Raw genomic sequence first — 17,150 nt, 5'->3', positions numbered from 1 at the left:
AATATATATATGATATAATTAAGAAAAATATAAAGTCGAGGTGATAGGAAATGTTTAAAACGAAAAGATTTTTTATTATAACCCTATTATTGTCTGTATTTGTTTTTACAGGTTGTTCTAACAAGATGCAAGTAAGAGATCTTTTTGAGAAATCAAAAGAGGCAAATGATAAACTTCAGTCATATATAATGGATAGTGAAAGTAAAAATGAGACTAAAGGCAACATTAAAACTCAACTTATTCATGCTGAATTACAATATAATGCTAATACTAGAAAAATTATTAAAGGAAAAGGAAGTATAAAATATACAGGAAAAAGAGAAGAAGGAGAAGTAGATAATGATGTAGTATTTGTTGGAGATGCAAAAAAGACAACAATAACTACTTTCAAAGAAAACGGACAAACTAAAGAAACAAAAAAAGAAAATACTAATTACATTGTTAGTCCTGACTATTATAAATTGTTGGATGCAATTTATACTCTTAAAGAAAAAGATTTGACACTAGAAGAAGAAAATGATGAATATCATTTAAAATTAAAAACCGAAAATAAAAATTTAAAGATTATAGATGTTTTAAAATCACAGTATGGATTGAAATTATCTGTTAATGATTTTGAGGTTGATGTGAAATTTGAAGTGGTTTTTGATAAGAAAACTTTTTATCTAAAAAGTGTAGTTTGGACTTTAGAATATGGTGGAGATAAAGGAGCTTTTAAAATAGAAGAATCTTTAAAATATTCTGAATGGAACAATGTAAAATTAGAAAATAAATAGATTTAATACAAAAATGTTACTATAGCAAAGTAACATTTTTTATATATTTAAAAATATGATATAATATACGTAGATTTATTTTTTGGAGGATTAATAATGTTTAAAAATAAAAAAATATTTATATTAGGAGTGTTGTTAGTAATTATAACTTTTTCAGGTTGTTCTAATAAGGTTGGTGTTAACGAATTGTTTGAAAAATCTAAAAATGCTAACAATAATATTGAATCTTTTTTATTACTTAATGAAATTATAACTGAACAAAATGGAAAAACAACAAAACAAATTCTAAAAGGAGAATTGATTAATGATAAGGATTCTAAGAAAATTACCAAAGGAAAAGTGATTGTTAGGTACTCAGGTACCTCAAATATTGAACAAAATAATTATGATGCAGAGTTTGTTGGTGATGAAAACAGAACAGCAATTATGACTAAAAAGGTAAATGGAGTAGATAAAAAATCTGAAACTAATAATAGCAATTATAATGTATTTCCAGATTATTTTAGATTATTAGATGGTATTTATTCCTTTACTGAAAATGATATAAAATTTGAAGAAGTTAATGATGAGTATCATTTAAAAATAAATAATGATGATAAGAATAAATCAAAAATTATTAACATATTGAAAGCTGAATATAAGTTGGATTTGAAAAAACTTTCTGAAAATGATGTTACTATAACATTTGAAGCAGTTTTTGACAAAGATACATTTTATTTAAAGAATGTTTTTTGGACTTTGGAATATATTGGGAATAATGAAGTGACAAAATTCTCTAATACTACTAGTTTTTCAAAATGGAATGATTTAAATTTAGATAAATAGAACTAAACAAGTTGCTCTATATAGTGCAACTTTTTTATTGTAAATAAAATATTTAATAAGCAAAATTTAATATCATTTTTATACAATAGAAAAAATCATAAATTAGGTGCTTTGATGAATATAATAGTTAGTTTTAAAAACTAAATAGGGTATAATTAATCGAGGTGATTTAGGTGTATAATGTGATTTTTGTTGGACATGGTTCTCCAATGAATGCTATTAGTAAAAATGTTTTTAGTGATAATTGGGTATCGTTAAGAAAAAAATTAAAAACTCCAAAAATGATTCTTGCAATTTCAGCTCATTGGTATACTAACGGACAATTTGTTAGAACATTAGAATATAATGAACAAATCTATGATATGTATGGGTTTCCTAAGGAGCTTTACGAAATTAAATATGAGCCAAAAAATAATGTGGAGTTTGCAAAAAAACTAATATTCGAACTTGCAATTAAAGAGGATAATTCATGGGGGATAGATCATGGAATATGGAGTATTTTATGTAAAACTTATCCCAATGCTGAAATTCCTGTAGTTATGTTAAGTGTTGATAAAAATAAAAGTCCTAAAGAGCAGTATGAGTTTGGAAAAAAGTTAAAAAGATTATTAAATGAGGATATTTTAGTTATTGCTAGTGGCAATATAGTTCATAATTTACAATTAATTGATTTTGATAAAAAAGGTGGATTTAATTGGGCTAATAAATTTGATAATTATATTAAGGATAGTATCATAAATAGGAATATTGAATCAGTAATAAATTATAATAATAGTATTTTTGATTACCATCATTCAGTACCAACACCTGAACATTTTTATCCTTTACTAATAGCTTTGGGATGTGCATATGACTATAAAAAAGTTGAAATATTTAATGAAGGCTGTGATTTGGGATCTGTTTCTATGACAAGTTATATTTTTGAAGGTTAAATTGTGTAATATACTATTAAAAATGTATCTTAAATTTGTTAATATGTATTGAATTATATGTTTTTTTGTGTTATAATTCTTAGGTATGTAAATAGAAAATAATATAATTTTTATAGAGTTGTTAGGAGGAAATTAAATGAATACTAAATTAGTATCAAGAGATGACAAGAAAATAGTTTTTACATCAGAAATTAGTCCAGAAGCATTCCAAGCTTCAATTAATAAAGTTTATAACAAAATGAAATCAAGATTTAACATTCCAGGTTTCAGAAAAGGTAAAGCTCCAAGAAAAATCATTGAATTAAATTATGGAGAAGGTATTTTCTTTGAAGATGCTGTAAATGAATTATTACCTGATTTATTTGAAGAAGCTGTTAAAGAATTAGAAATTGGTAAAGACATCTGTGGGATGCCAAAAATTGATATTGAAGAATTTGATAAAAATAAAGCTATAGTAATAAAATTTGAACAAGAATTAAAACCAGTTCCTGAGTTAGGAGACTATAAAAATTTAGTTGCTGATGATGTTAAGTTTGAAGTAACTGATGAAATGGTTGATGAAAGGGTAAATAAAGAACGTGAAAACAATGCAAGAATAGTTTCAATTGAAGATAGACCTGTAAAAGATATGGATACTGTTAATATTGACTTTGAAGGTAGTGTTGAAGGAGTTCCATTTGATGGAGGTAAATCTGAAAATTATGATTTAGTTGTTGGCTCACATACTTTTATTCCAGGTTTTGAAGAACAATTAATTGGGAAAAATATAGGAGATAATGTTGATGTTAATGTTATTTTCCCTGAAGAATATCATTCAGAAGAGTTAAAAGGAAAAGAAGCTCTTTTCAAAGTAAAAATAAATTCTATTAAAGAAAAACAACTTCCTGAATTAGATGATGAATTCGCGCAAGATGTTTCTGAGTTTGATACACTGGAAGAATATAGAGCAGATATTAAAAAGAATCTTGTTGAATCTGCGGAAAGAAATGCTTTGGTTCAAAAACAAAATAATGCAATTGATGCTCTTATTGAAAGTTCAAATGTAGAAGCTCCAGAATCAATGGTTGCTGAAGAAGTTGATAAAGCTTTTAGAGATTTTGCTGGTAGAATTAGACAATACAATATGGACTTGGATAATTATTTCAAAATGTTAAATACTACTGAAGAAGCTGTTAGAGAACAATTAAGACCAGAAGCTACTAAGAGAGCTAATGCTGAACTTGTTATCGATGCTTTTGCAAAATTAGAAAATATTGAAGTATCTGAAGAAGAAATTGATAAAGAAATCGATGAATTCGGAAAGAATATGAAAGTTAAAGATTTTGAAGAATTTAAGAAGGAATTGAAATCAGGAGAAGGTCTGGAAGGCATTACTGCAAGTTTAATTAGAAGAAAAGCGGTTGATCATTTGGTAAGTCTTGTTAAATTCCAAGAACCTAAAAAAGAAACTGTTGAGGAATAATTAGTTAAAATATAGCTTGCATTTTGCTAAGCTATATTTTTTATTAGGAGGTAATTATGGCACTTATACCTATGGTAGTTGAACAAACTAATAGAGGAGAAAGGTCTTATGATATTTATTCAAGACTTTTAAAGGAAAGAATTATATTTTTAAGTGGAGAAGTGAATGATCAAATGGCAGATTTGATTGTTGCTCAACTTCTATTTTTAGAATCAGAAGATCCTAAAAAAGATATTCAAATTTATATAAATAGTCCAGGCGGTTCAGTTAGCGCTGGACTTGCAATTTATGATACAATTCAATATATAAAACCTGATGTAAGTACTATTTGTATTGGACGTGCTGCAAGTATGGGGGCATTTTTATTGACATCAGGTGCAAAAGGAAAGAGATTTGCTTTGCCTAATGCAGATATTATGATTCACCAACCTTTAGGAGGAGCTCAAGGTCAAGCTGAAGACATTAAAATTCAAGCACAAAAGATTTTGCAAGTTAGGGAAACTCTTAATCAAATTTTAGCAAAGAGAACAGGTCAATCACTTAAAAAAATTGAAAAAGACACAGATAGAGATTTCTATATGAGTGCTTATGAAGCAAAAGAATATGGAATAATCGATGAAGTAATAGAAAATTAAGGAGTTAATTTTGGAAAAAAAGATAACAAGATGTTCTTTTTGTGGGAAAGAGGTAGAAGAAGTAGATCAAATAGTTAGTGGAATTAATGCAAATATCTGCAATGAATGTATTGAAATTTGTCATTCTATGATTGAATACCAAGAAAGAACTAAGAAAAAAGAAAGCTTAGAAAAATTACCAACTCCAGTAGAAATTAAGAATATTTTAGATGAGTATATTATTCAACAAGACAATGCAAAAAAAGCTCTAAGTGTTGCTGTTTATAATCACTATAAAAGAATTAATAGAGATGTTGAAAGTGAAGTTGAAATTCAAAAGTCTAATATTCTTCTTGTAGGACCTACGGGAAGTGGAAAGACACTTTTAGCTCAAACACTTGCTAAAGTTTTAGATGTTCCTTTCGCAATTGCAGATGCAACTACTTTAACTGAAGCAGGATATGTTGGAGAGGATGTTGAGAATATAATTTTGAAATTAGTTCAAGCAGCAGACTATGACATAGAAAGAGCAGAAAAAGGAATAATATATATAGATGAAATTGATAAAATTACGAGGAAAAGTGAAAATCCGTCAATAACTAGGGATGTTAGTGGAGAGGGTGTTCAACAATCACTTTTAAAAATTATAGAAGGAACTGTTGCAAATGTTCCTCCAAAAGGAGGAAGAAAACATCCTGATCAACAGTATATACAAGTTGATACTACAAATATTTTATTTATTGTAGGTGGAGCTTTTCAAGGTATAGAGTCAATTTTAAAAGCCAGACTAGAGAAAAAATCAATGGGGTTTGGCGCAGATGTTAAAACGGATAAACTTGATGATTTTTCTGAAATTATTAAGAATTTAAGACCTGAAGATTTACTTAAGTATGGTTTGATACCTGAATTTGTTGGTAGAATACCTATGATTGTAACTTTAGAAAGTTTAAATGAAAATTCTCTAATTAGAATTTTAGAAGAACCAAAGAATGCATTAATTAAACAATATAAAGAACTTTTATCTATGGATAATATAGAGCTTGAGTTTGAAAAAGATGCAATAAAAGAAATTGCAAAGATAGCTCTTGAAAGAAAAACAGGTGCAAGAGGTTTGCGTGCTGTTATAGAAAGTGCTCTTTTAGATACAATGTTCACATTGCCATCTGAGAAAAATGTTGAAAAATGTGTTGTCACTAAAGATGTAGTTTTAGGAAAGGCAAATCCCGTTTTAATATATAATGAAAATAAAAAATAGAGGAAAAATATTTATGAGCAATATAAATTTTAATATTGAAGAAAAATTAAATAGACCTGTAATAGCACTTAGAGGACTTTGGATTTATCCTTATTCTGTTGTTCATTTTGACGCAGGAAGAAAAAAGTCTATAGATGCAATAGAGTCTGCATTAAAAAAGGATTCAATTTTAGTTGCTTTTACTCAAAAAGATATTAGGACAGAAGATCCTAAGGCTGAAGATTTATATGAAATGGGAACTGTTGTTATCGTTAAACAAATTTTAAAGATGAATAATGGAATAACTAGAGTTTTAGCTGAAGGTATTTGTAGATGTAGAGCAAAGAAAATTTATGATGATGGAAAGTTTTTAACAGCCGATGTTGAAGAATTCTATTATGATGAAGTTGGAGAAGAAGTAGACTCTGAATTGGCAACTTTACGAAATATGGTTGAAGTTGCATTTGAAGAATATACAGCTAAGAAAAGGCATCTAGATGTTGATACTGAAATAAGTGTTCAAAATTCTTCAAATATGGATAAATTTACAAATAATGTAGCAAGTTATATAATTAGATTATCTGATGATGAACATTATGAAAACTTTAAAATATTTGATATGAGAGAAAGACTTGAAAAACTTTATGAAATTTTACAAAATTCTATAGAATTATCATTCTTAGAAGAAAGTATTTCTAGAAAGGTTTCTTCAAGACTAAATAAAAATCAAAGAGAATATTATCTTCGAGAACAACTTAATATAATAAAAGAAGAACTTGGAGATGGAGAAGATTTAAGCTCTGAATTGGATGAATATGCCAATACCATAATGAGTTTTGGATTTGATGAAAATATTGAAGAAATGTTATTTAAGGAAATTAGAAAACTTTCTGAAATACCATCAGGCTCACCTGAGGGAAATGTGATTAGAAGTTATCTTGATAAAATAGTTGCATTGCCTTGGAAAAAGTCAAAAAAAGAAAAATTAGATGTTGCTTACACTAGAAAAATTTTAGATAAAGACCATTTTGGACTTAAAGATGTTAAGGATAGAATTATAGAATCAATAGCTTTAAGAAAAATTTCAAATAATCAAAAAGGCTCAATAATTTGTTTAGTTGGTCCACCAGGAGTGGGTAAGACTTCTATCGCAAAATCTATAGCGAAATCTTTGAATAGAGAATTTGTTTCTATGAGATTGGGTGGACTTCATGATGAAAGTGAAATAAGAGGTCATAGAAGAACTTATGTTGGAGCAATGCCAGGTAAAATTTTAACTTTATTAGAACAATGTAAAGTTAATAATCCAGTAATGCTACTTGATGAGATTGATAAGGTTTCAAATGATTTTAGAGGAGATCCTTCTAGTGCTTTGTTAGAAGTTTTAGATCCTGAACAAAATAATAAGTTTACAGATAATTATATAAATATTCCTTTTGATCTTTCAAAAGTTATGTTTATAACTACTGCTAATACAACTGCTACAATTCCATCTCCATTACTTGATAGAATGGAAATTATTCCGGTCTCAAGCTATACTTATGATGAAAAAGAAAAAATTGCTATTAATCATTTGATTCCAAAGACATTTAAAACTTTTTCAATTACTAAGAAAATGCTTGATATAAAAGCTGAAGCAGTAAGAGATATCATTCGTTATTACACAAGAGAGTCTGGTGTAAGAAATTTAGAAAGAATGATTGAAAAAATAATTAGAAAAGCTGCTGTAATTTTGGTTTCAAAAGAAAGCAAAAAAGTTACAGTTAATTCGAAAAATCTTGTAGATTTCTTAGGAAAGAAAAAATTCCATGATGATATTTTGGAAAAAGAAGATAAGATTGGACTTGTAAACGGATTGGCTTGGACAGAAGTAGGAGGAGAACTTTTAACAATAGAAACTGATATTGTCAACGGAACAGGAAAAATTCAACTTACTGGACAACTTGGTGATGTTATGAAGGAATCTGCAATGACTGCAATTTCATTTGTTAGAAGCAAAGCTGATAAATTTAATATTAAAGAAGATTTTTATAAGGAAAAAGATATACACATTCACGTTCCTGAAGGAGCAGTACCAAAAGACGGTCCATCTGCTGGTATAACAATGACAACAGCAATTGTCAGTGCTCTTACAAATAGGAAAGTCAATAGACAATTTGCAATGACAGGGGAAGTAACTTTAAGAGGAAGAGTTTTAGCAATAGGAGGACTTAAAGAAAAAATCCTTGCAGCAAATAGGTATGGAATAAAAAATATAATTATTCCAAAAGAAAATGAAGTTGATATTGATGAAATTCCTGAAGAAATTAGAGAAACATTAAAAATTTATACAGTTTCCGATGTTTGTGAAGTATTAGATTTAGTTTTAGAAAAAGAGGTGTAATGTGAAAATAATCTCAAGTGAATTAGAACAAATAGCTGCGATTATTTCACAGTATCCTGATTCTAATTTAAAAGAAGTTGCATTTGCCGGCAGGAGTAATGTTGGAAAATCAAGTTTTATAAATGCTTTCATAAACAGGAAAAATTTAGCGAGAACTAGTTCCAAACCTGGAAAAACAAGAACAGTAAATTTTTATAAAATAAATAATTCATTTAGATTAGTGGATTTGCCAGGATATGGATATGCACAAGTTTCTAAAAGTGAAAAAGAAAAATGGGGAGTAATTATTGAAACCTATCTTTCAAACAGAGAAAATTTATGTGAAGTTATTCTTATCGTAGATATTAGACATGCTCCTAGTAAGGAAGATGTTATGATGTATAACTGGCTTTTAGAATATGGATTTAGTGGTTATGTTATAGCAACTAAAGCTGATAAAATTTCTAAAGGACAATGGAATAAACATTTAAAAGTTGTTAGAGAAACTTTAGGAATAAAGGATATGAATTTAGTTATTCCATTTAGTTCAGATTCAAAAGCGAATTTAGAGGCAGTCCATAATAAAATAGAAGAAATATTAAGCTGTGAGTAATCACAGCTTTTTAGTTGTTTATATTTTCGTCAACAGGAATACATAATAATACAATAAAAATTAAAATTGAAATTAAAATTGAAATTAAAATTAAAGTTATAACAAAAAGGACCTATTTCTATTCTAGGGATTGTCCTACCATTCCTCTGTGTTTAAATTTAACTCTTATTATATCAAATAGAACATACTCCTAAAGTAATAAGATTTAATAAAATACTTAAATTTTTTAAATGTTTAGATGTTTTTTGACTAAAAACTAACTTAGAAAAAATAAATTGATAAAAAATATCAATTATATTTAAAAGTCTATTGAAATAATTTTTTTGTTGTGATATTATGAGTATGTTAAAAATAAAAAAATGGAGGAATAGTTTATGGTAACAAATGAAATGATGAAAAAATTTAAAGAACGTTTTGAAAGCGATTTATCAAGTAGAGTAATTTCAAATGCAATTGCTAAAAATGGTATTCAAGATAGTTCAATTAATAATGATGCTTTAAGATTTCATAATTTTAAGTTTTCTGATAGTATAAAAAAAGCTGAAATTACAAATCAAAAGAAATCTGGACGTTGTTGGATGTTTTCAGGACTCAATGTTTTAAGACTAAAAGTTATGGAAAAACTTAATTTAAAAACTTTTGAGTTTTCACAAGTTTATCTTTTCTTTATGGATAAAATGGAAAAATCAAATAATTTCTTAGAACTTATGATTGAACATATAGATGAACCATTGGGCTCAAGACTTATGGATAGTTTGTTAGATTTAGGAGCTGATGATGGAAACTTTTTTGAATGCTTTGATGACTTGATTTCAAAACATGGTATTGTTCCTAAATCAGTTATGCCAGAAACTTTCAGTTCATCCGATTCTGGTGCTTTTGTTGAACAAATCAATGTAAGATTGAAGAGAACTGCAATGAATATGAGAAAAGCGCATTCAAATGGAGCTTCAGTTCAAGAATTAAAGAAATTAAAAGAAGAAACTCTTTATGAAGTTTATAATATTTGTACAAAAGTTCTAGGAAAATTACCAGAAACTTTTGATTTTGAATATACAGATAAAGACGATAAATTCCATAAGATTACAAATTTAACTCCAAAAAAATTCTATGAAGAATATGTTGGAAGTTACTTTGAAAATAAGGTTGATTTAATTGAAGATCCAAGAGGCAAGTATCCATTTGGTAAAAGAATAGAATTAAAATATTTTAAATCTGTTAGAGAAGGAAATCCTGTTGCTTCTTTAAATGTTCCTCAAGAAGAAATAAAAAAAGCTATAATCGCATCTATAAAAGCTGGAGAAGCTGTGTGGTTTGCTTGTGATGTTATGAAGAACTGTGATAGAAAATTAGGTATAATGGATAAAGATTTATTTAATTATGATGAAACTTTAACAGAACTTGGAGAATTTTCTAAAGCCGACAGAATTGACTATAGATATACAGATTTAACTCATGCTATGACATTTGTAGGGGTTGATTTGGATGAAAATGGAAATCCAATTAAATGGCAAGTTGAAAACTCTTGGGGAGATGAAGTTGGAGAAAAGGGAATATTCTCAATGAGCGACTCTTGGTTTACAAATGAAAATATTTCAGCAATAGTAGATAAAAAATTTGTTGATGAAAAATGGTTAAAAGGTTTAGAAGAAGAATCTATAAAGATTGAGCCTTGGGAACCATATGCAATGATGTTAAAAAGATAATTTTTAAAAGGAATTACTGCGGTAATTCCTTTTTTCTTGAAATGTTTTATAAGACTGTTTTTTATTGTTAAATTGTGATAAAATAGTTTTAAGATTTACAATAGGAGGTAGTTATGACTAAAGAAAATTTAGATTTAAAGTTTGAGGATTATAAATATGTTCGTCCTGACTTTGAAAAACTTAGAGCTGATATTAGAGCTTTAACTGAAAGACTTGCAAATGCTATGTCAAGTGAAGAGGCAATTGAAACTTATAATGAACTTATTAAAGTAAGTTCAGATGCTGATAGCATGGTTGCTTTAGCACATGTCAAAAATTCAATTGATACTAAAGATGAATTTTTTGACAAAGAAATGCAATTCATTCAAGAAAATGCTCCAAAAGTTCAAGAAGTTGAGGTTGAATATATTAGAGAATTTGTAAACAGTAAATTTAGAAAAGAACTTGAAGAAAAGTTCGGAGTTTATTTATTCCAAAAATATGAAAATTATTTATTGACTTTTAATCCTTCAATTATGGAAGATTTAGTTGAGGAAGCAAAAGTTGTTATGGAATATCAAAAACTTTTGTCTTCTTGTTCAAAAGAGTGGAATGGAGAACAATTAAATCTTACTCAACTTGCTAAATATACTCAAGATTCTGATGCAATTACTAGAAGAAAAGCTACAAATCTTGTTTCTGAAATTTATGAAGAACAAACAGAAAAACTAGATGAAATCTATGATAAAGTAGTTAAGATAAGAGATAGAATGGCTAAAAAATTAGGTTATAAGAACTTTATTGAGCTTGGCTACAAAAAAATGGGTAGAGTTGATTATAATGCAAAAGATGTTGAGGGTTATAGAAAACAAATTGTAGAAACTATTGTTCCTATTTGTAATAAGATTAGAGAAGAACAAAGAAAGAGAATAGGATTAGATAAACTAACTTTTTATGATGAACCAATGTTCTTTAAGTCAGGAAATCCAGCTCCTCACGGTAAAAAAGATTGGATGGTTGAAAGAGCAGAAAAAATGTATAGTGAGTTATCACCTGAAACCAAAGAATTCTTTAATTTTATGAAAACTAAAAATTTATTTGATTTAGATGCAAAAACAACAAAAGCTGGTGGAGGATATTGTACTTATTTAAGAAATTGGAGGAGTCCATTTATTTTCGCTAATTTCAATGGTACAACTCATGATGTTGAGGTTCTAACTCACGAAGCAGGGCATGCTTTTCAAGTTTTCTCTTCAAGAGATTATATTCCAGAATACACTTGGCCTGGAATGGAATCAGCGGAAATTCATTCAATGAGTATGGAATTTTTCACTTGGCCATGGATGGATTTATTCTTTGAAGAAGAAGCGGATAAATTTAGATATAATCACTTGGCTCATCGATTAACATTTTTACCTTATGGAGCTTTAGTTGATGAGTTTCAACATGTTGTGTATGAAAATCCAGAGCTAACTCCAAAACAAAGACGTGAAAAATTTAGAGAATTAGAAAAGAAATATTTGCCACATAGAGACTATGATGGAATAAAAGTTCTAGAAAATGGTGGATTTTGGTTTAGACAAAGGCATATTTTTCAAATGCCTTTCTATTATATAGATTATACATTGGCTCAAGTGTGCGCTTTCCAATTTTGGAATAAAGATCAAAAAGATCACAAATCAGCCTTTGATGACTATGTAAGACTTTGTAAAACAGGTGGAACTAAGCCTTTCTTAAAACTTCTTGAAGTTGCAAACTTAGAAAATCCATTTAAAGAAGGAACTATTAAAAAGGCTGTTAAACCATTAGAAGAATATTTAAATTCTGTTGATGCAAGTAAATTTTAAGAAATAAAGTAAATAAGAACCTCACCCTTTCACGATGCTTCACATCGGGTGGGTTCGCGGGAACCTTGTTGATTCGCAATAAAAGAAACGCTCCGTTTGGAGCGTTTTTTATATTTCAATTTCTTGTATATTTTCAATCAGATTTTTGTTTTCTTCTAAAATAGGATTAACTTCATTTTCTATAAATTCATCAACTTGTGAAGGACATCTTCCAACATATTTCATAGGATTAAGTACTTCTTTGAGTTCGTTTTTACTTATATCAAAGAAATCATCTTTTTCAATTAATTCCAATAGATTATTTTCAAGCCCTTTTTCTTTCACATTTTTACCTGCAATTTGTGAAAGTTCTCTGATTCTTTCATGAAGTTCCTGTCTATCTCCACCTTTTTTTACTTGATTCATCATTATGTTTTCACTTGCCATAAAAGGTAATTCAGCCATTAAATGTTTTTCGATTACTTTTTCATAAACTACCATTCCATCAACTACATTTGCATAGAGATTCAATATTCCATCTACTGCTAAAAATCCTTGAGAAATCGAAAGTCTTTTATTTGCACTGTCATCTAAAGTTCTTTCAAACCATTGTGTTGCAAAAGTTATAGATGGATTCATTACATTTGAAATAACAAAATTTGACAAAGCTCCAATTCTTTCTGATTTCATAGGATTTCTCTTATAAGGCATAGCAGACGATCCAATCTGACTTTTACCAAAAGGTTCTTCAATTTCTTTAAGATGTTGTAATAATCTTAAATCATTTGAAAATTTATGAGCAGATTGTGCTATATTTGATAATAAAAATAAAACTTTACTATCAATTTTTCTTGTATAAGTTTGACCTGAAACAGCATAAACTCCTTTGAAGTTCATTTCTGAAGCAATAAAATTATCAAGCTTTTTAACTTTTTCTTCATCATTATTAAATAACTCCATAAATGATGCTTGGCTTCCGGTTGTTCCTTTTGCACCACGAAGTTTTAAGTTTTCCAATATGAAATTTAATTCTTCAAGGTCAATAAGTAAGTCTTGCATATAGAGTGTTAATCTTTTTCCAACTGTTGTTGGTTGAGCTGCTTGAAAATGCGTATAAGCCAAAGTTGGAATGTTTTTATATTTTAGAGCATTTTTCTTTAATAAATTTAAGACATTTATAATTTTTTTCTTTATGATTAAAAGAGCTTCTTTCATAACTACAAGTTCAGTATTGTCACCAACATAGCAACTTGTAGCACCTAAATGAATAATACCTTTTGCATTCGGGCACTGTGCTCCATAAGCATAAACATGACTCATAACATCATGTTTAACAATTTTTTCTCTTTCTAAAGCTATATCAAAGTTAATATCATCTTTAAAGTTTTCAAGTTCTTTAATTTGTTCATCGGTTATGTTTAGCCCTAAACTTTTTTCTCCTTTGGCAAGAGTTATCCATAATTTTCTCCAAGTTTTAAATTTAAAATCGTCAGAAAAAATATAACTCATTTCTTTACTTGAATATCTTTTTGTTAGTGGATTTGAATAAATATTGTTCATAAAATCTCCTCAGTTAATTTTTTAATACATAATTTAATTTTATCCATATATCTAAAAAAAATAATGGGTAAATATTTATAGCTATATTATATCATATTATATTAATTTTTTTAAAACAAAAATATATATTAATTTAATTTTTGTATCATTATTTATTTTTTAAAAATATATATGTTTTTTCGAATAATAAATAAAAAAATAATTGAATTTCTAATAATTGAGTTTACAATATATTTATAAATATGTTATAATAAATGAAACTTTAGACTATGGGCTTAAACTATAGGGGATATACAATTATTAATTGGAAATAAATAATTGTACTAAATTAGGAGGTAAAATTAATGATAGATAATGAAGAAAAAATAAAAGTAACAAAGAAGAAAAAAAAGAAAAGAAGAAGAAAAGAAAATTTTGTTATAATAACTGCGGTTTTTTTAGCACTATTTGTCTTTTTAGGTGGTAAATATGTTTTAAGTGTGATGTATCAAAATAAAACACAAATACAAAATAAAAATAATGAAAATGAGCAAAAAAATACATCTGATAATAATTCTGAGGAAAAACAAAACACAACTGAAAAAGAACCAGAAAAACAAGATTCTAATGGTATAGATTTTTCAGAATCTGGAAGCCACATAAAGTCTGCAGATTCTTATGCTTATGATACCGCTGAAATTAGAGACTATATCATGAGTAAAAAAGAATATACTGGAAAGAAAATGGTGTTCTTAACTTTTGATGACGGTGTTACTCCTGGAATTACAGATAAAGTTTTAGATATTCTTAAGGAAAAACAAGTTCCAGCTACTTTCTTTATAGTTGGTAAAACATTAAATGATCAAGCAAAGCCATATTTGGAAAGAGAATTAAAAGAAGGACATGGAATAGCAATTCATAGTTTTTCTCATGATTATAATAAACTATATCCAAATAGAGTTCCTAATGCATCCGTTATAAAAGATGAAGCAGAAAAGACTTTATCAAGATTAAAGGAACTTCTTGGAGATAAATTTAATACTGGGGTTTGGAGATATCCAGGTGGACATATGTCCTGGAAAGGTCTTGAAAATGCTGGTAATGGTGATGAAGTTCTAAAAAGTTTGGGACTTGAATGGATAGATTGGAATAGTTTATCTGGTGATGCTGAACCACAAAAGGTTAGACCAACTAATAAAGAAGAAATGTTAAAATATGTTAAAACGTCTTTGAGCTATTGGAAACAACAAAATGTTGCTGTTGTTTTAATGCATGATTCTCAAGGAAAGAATTTAACTGTAGAAACTTTGCCTAGTATAATTGATTATTTTAAATCTAATGGATATGAATTTGGTATTTTAAAATAGGTGAAATATGATTTATTTTTTAATTGGGATTTTAATTTTATTAGTAGTTATTGTCATTGTTTTGATTTTTAAAATATTGAAAAAATCAAATGATGATATAATAAGAGATGAAGGTATTCTAAAGTTAAAACTTAGTTTTTCGGATGAATTTAATAAATTAAACGAAAAATTAAATGGAAATAATGAAAAAATCTCCAATCAATTGCTTGAATTTAAAAATTCCACTAATGATAATATTATAAAAGCAGGTAAAGAAAATATTGATTCAATTTTTAATTTTAATGATAAATTAAAATCTGAGTTGAAAAAGGACTTCTTAAATCTTACTGTTGTTGTAGAAGGTAGACTTGATAAGATAAATGAAAGTGTTGAAGTTAAGCTTGAAAAAAGTTTTGAAGATACTAAAAAGACATTTAGTAATGTTATGCAAAGTTTAGGAAGGCTTGATGAAGCACAAAAAAAGATGGAATTTTTATCTAATAATGTTCAAAATTTAAATAATGTTTTGACTGATAAAAAAACTCGTGGCATATTTGGTGAAGTACAATTATATCAAGTTTTGACTTCAGCTTTTGGAAATAATAATGAAATTTATCAAAAACAATATAAACTTTCTAACGGGACGATGGCAGATGCAGTGATATTTGCTCCAGAACCAGTTGGAACTATTTGCATTGACAGTAAATTTCCATTGGAAAATTATAGGAGAATTTTTGAAGATACATCTGAAAACAAGGTAGAAAACGAAAAGAGTTTTGAACAAAATTTAAAAAAACACATTGATGATATTTCTTCTAAATATATAATAAAAAACGAAACAACAGATCAAGCGATTTTGTTTTTGCCAGCAGAAGCTATATTTGCTTATCTTAATGCTTATATGCCTAAAATTGTTGAATATGCATATTCAAAGAGAGTTTGGATTACATCTCCAACTACAATGATGGCGATATTAACAACAATACAAGCTGTTTCTCAAAACTTAAAGCAATCTCAATATGCTTTAGAGATTCAAAAAGAATTAAATTCGCTCTCTGCAGAGTTTGAAAGATATGCAAAAAGATGGGAAACACTAGAAAAAGATATAAACAAGGTAAGTAAAGATGTAAAAGATATTTTTACTACTTCGACAAAGATAACAAGAAGATTTGATAATATCAAGAATGTTGAGGTATTTGAAAAAGAAGAAATGGAAGAAGTTTTAAAAATTGAGGAATAAATTTAGGTAAGATAGTGTATAAAAATTATACACTATCTTTTTTTTTATATGTGGCTAACTTAATTTTACAATATATGGTGAAAAAATTTTTAAAAAAATCTAAAAAAAGTATTGCAATAATAGAAATGATATAGTATAATATATGGGTGCTCATATGCACATAATAGGCGTTGACGAAATAGGTTGCTCAAATTATGGCTGTTTTATAGCCTTTTGAGGTAATTATTTCTGAGTATGTCGAACTAGATTTCGGCGACGGGTCGCCGTATTTTTTGGAAGTGAAAATGGAACACACGGATGAGTTGATACGGAGGACCTAGTTGCATGATGCCAAAACATGCGAAATAAGGAGGTAAAAAAATTGGCAAACAAGCAAAAAATCAGAATCAGATTAAGAGCTTACGATCATGAATTAATCGATAGCTCAGCGCAACAAATAGTGGAATCTGCAAAGAGAACTGGTGCAGAAGTATCAGGACCTATTCCACTACCAACAGAAAAGGAAATCATTACAATCTTAAGAGCTGTTCACAAATACAAAGATAGTAGAGAACAATTCGAACAAAGAACACATAAAAGACTTATTGATATCCTAAATCCAAACCAAAAAACTTTGGAAAGTTTAAAAAAATTGAATCTTCCAAGTGGTGTAGATATCGAAATTAAGTTATAAATCTTAGAATGATTGTAAATCAA

General features: G+C 27.8%; 14 protein-coding genes. 13 read left to right on the top strand and 1 reads right to left on the bottom strand.

The window, feature by feature from the left end; all coding sequences use genetic code 11:
• The first annotated feature begins 50 nt into the window (after window positions 1–50).
• From VJI77_RS01200 to VJI77_RS01155, 10 genes are all read left to right on the top strand, one after another.
• Window positions 51–776: a DUF6612 family protein gene (locus VJI77_RS01200; protein WP_293438927.1), complete on the top strand. Its 726-nt coding sequence runs from the start codon at window positions 51–53 to the stop codon at window positions 774–776.
• 96 nt (window positions 777–872) lie between these two features.
• Window positions 873–1,601, top strand: a complete 729-nt coding sequence (locus VJI77_RS01195) for a hypothetical protein (RefSeq protein ID WP_323987938.1) — start codon at window positions 873–875, stop codon at window positions 1,599–1,601.
• Window positions 1,602–1,774: 173 nt separating this feature from the next.
• The gene (locus VJI77_RS01190; RefSeq protein ID WP_323987937.1) at window positions 1,775–2,533 is read left to right on the top strand and encodes a dioxygenase family protein; all 759 of its coding nucleotides are present in this window, start codon (window positions 1,775–1,777) and stop codon (window positions 2,531–2,533) included.
• A gap of 136 nt (window positions 2,534–2,669) precedes the next feature.
• The gene (gene tig, locus VJI77_RS01185) at window positions 2,670–3,995 is read left to right on the top strand and encodes a trigger factor (protein ID WP_269754954.1); all 1,326 of its coding nucleotides are present in this window, start codon (window positions 2,670–2,672) and stop codon (window positions 3,993–3,995) included.
• Window positions 3,996–4,051: 56 nt separating this feature from the next.
• The gene (gene clpP / locus VJI77_RS01180) at window positions 4,052–4,630 is read left to right on the top strand and encodes an ATP-dependent Clp endopeptidase proteolytic subunit ClpP (RefSeq protein WP_323987936.1); all 579 of its coding nucleotides are present in this window, start codon (window positions 4,052–4,054) and stop codon (window positions 4,628–4,630) included.
• A 10-nt stretch (window positions 4,631–4,640) separates the two neighbouring features.
• Window positions 4,641–5,864 (top strand): ATP-dependent Clp protease ATP-binding subunit ClpX, encoded by a 1,224-nt coding sequence (gene clpX / locus VJI77_RS01175; protein WP_323987935.1) that lies wholly within the window; start codon window positions 4,641–4,643, stop codon window positions 5,862–5,864.
• 13 nt (window positions 5,865–5,877) lie between these two features.
• Window positions 5,878–8,226 carry an endopeptidase La gene (gene lon, locus VJI77_RS01170; protein ID WP_323987934.1) on the top strand — a complete coding sequence of 783 codons (2,349 nt, stop codon included), beginning with the start codon at window positions 5,878–5,880 and terminating at the stop codon, window positions 8,224–8,226.
• 1 nt (window position 8,227) lies between these two features.
• The gene (gene yihA, locus VJI77_RS01165) at window positions 8,228–8,818 is read left to right on the top strand and encodes a ribosome biogenesis GTP-binding protein YihA/YsxC (RefSeq protein WP_009448310.1); all 591 of its coding nucleotides are present in this window, start codon (window positions 8,228–8,230) and stop codon (window positions 8,816–8,818) included.
• Window positions 8,819–9,192: 374 nt separating this feature from the next.
• Window positions 9,193–10,524, top strand: a complete 1,332-nt coding sequence (locus VJI77_RS01160) for an aminopeptidase C (protein WP_323987933.1) — start codon at window positions 9,193–9,195, stop codon at window positions 10,522–10,524.
• A 113-nt stretch (window positions 10,525–10,637) separates the two neighbouring features.
• On the top strand, window positions 10,638–12,350 hold the full coding sequence (locus tag VJI77_RS01155; protein WP_323987932.1) for a M3 family oligoendopeptidase: 1,713 nt from the start codon (window positions 10,638–10,640) through the stop codon (window positions 12,348–12,350).
• A 108-nt stretch (window positions 12,351–12,458) separates the two neighbouring features.
• Here the strand turns inward: VJI77_RS01155 and purB are convergent, their stop codons facing one another.
• Complete coding sequence (gene purB / locus VJI77_RS01150) at window positions 12,459–13,889, bottom strand: adenylosuccinate lyase (protein ID WP_323987931.1); 1,431 nt, start codon at window positions 13,887–13,889, stop codon at window positions 12,459–12,461.
• Between the two features lie 344 nt (window positions 13,890–14,233).
• On the opposite strand from purB, the gene VJI77_RS01145 reads away from it, so the two are divergent.
• From VJI77_RS01145 to rpsJ, 3 genes are all read left to right on the top strand, one after another.
• Complete coding sequence (locus VJI77_RS01145) at window positions 14,234–15,235, top strand: polysaccharide deacetylase family protein (protein ID WP_293440736.1); 1,002 nt, start codon at window positions 14,234–14,236, stop codon at window positions 15,233–15,235.
• Window positions 15,236–15,242: 7 nt separating this feature from the next.
• Window positions 15,243–16,454 carry a DNA recombination protein RmuC gene (locus VJI77_RS01140; protein ID WP_323987930.1) on the top strand — a complete coding sequence of 404 codons (1,212 nt, stop codon included), beginning with the start codon at window positions 15,243–15,245 and terminating at the stop codon, window positions 16,452–16,454.
• A 361-nt stretch (window positions 16,455–16,815) separates the two neighbouring features.
• Window positions 16,816–17,127 carry a 30S ribosomal protein S10 gene (gene rpsJ, locus VJI77_RS01135; RefSeq protein ID WP_009354283.1) on the top strand — a complete coding sequence of 104 codons (312 nt, stop codon included), beginning with the start codon at window positions 16,816–16,818 and terminating at the stop codon, window positions 17,125–17,127.
• Window positions 17,128–17,150 lie beyond the last annotated feature (23 nt).

It is taken from the genome of Parvimonas sp. D2 (assembly GCF_035282635.1).
Taxonomy (GTDB): Bacteria; Bacillota; Clostridia; order Tissierellales; family Peptoniphilaceae; genus Parvimonas.
Note: the sequence above shows the minus strand (reverse complement) of the source record. Positions and strands in the feature narration are given on the sequence as shown.

Coding starts and splice junctions, on each gene's coding strand:
- VJI77_RS01200 (WP_293438927.1), top strand. CDS start 51: ATGTTTAAAACGAAAAGATTTTTTATTATAACCCTATTATTGTCTGTA.
- VJI77_RS01140 (WP_323987930.1), top strand. CDS start 15,243: ATGATTTATTTTTTAATTGGGATTTTAATTTTATTAGTAGTTATTGTC.
- tig (WP_269754954.1), top strand. CDS start 2,670: ATGAATACTAAATTAGTATCAAGAGATGACAAGAAAATAGTTTTTACA.
- VJI77_RS01160 (WP_323987933.1), top strand. CDS start 9,193: ATGGTAACAAATGAAATGATGAAAAAATTTAAAGAACGTTTTGAAAGC.
- VJI77_RS01195 (WP_323987938.1), top strand. CDS start 873: ATGTTTAAAAATAAAAAAATATTTATATTAGGAGTGTTGTTAGTAATT.
- lon (WP_323987934.1), top strand. CDS start 5,878: ATGAGCAATATAAATTTTAATATTGAAGAAAAATTAAATAGACCTGTA.
- purB (WP_323987931.1), bottom strand. CDS start 13,889: ATGAACAATATTTATTCAAATCCACTAACAAAAAGATATTCAAGTAAA.
- clpP (WP_323987936.1), top strand. CDS start 4,052: ATGGCACTTATACCTATGGTAGTTGAACAAACTAATAGAGGAGAAAGG.
- VJI77_RS01145 (WP_293440736.1), top strand. CDS start 14,234: ATGATAGATAATGAAGAAAAAATAAAAGTAACAAAGAAGAAAAAAAAG.
- VJI77_RS01155 (WP_323987932.1), top strand. CDS start 10,638: ATGACTAAAGAAAATTTAGATTTAAAGTTTGAGGATTATAAATATGTT.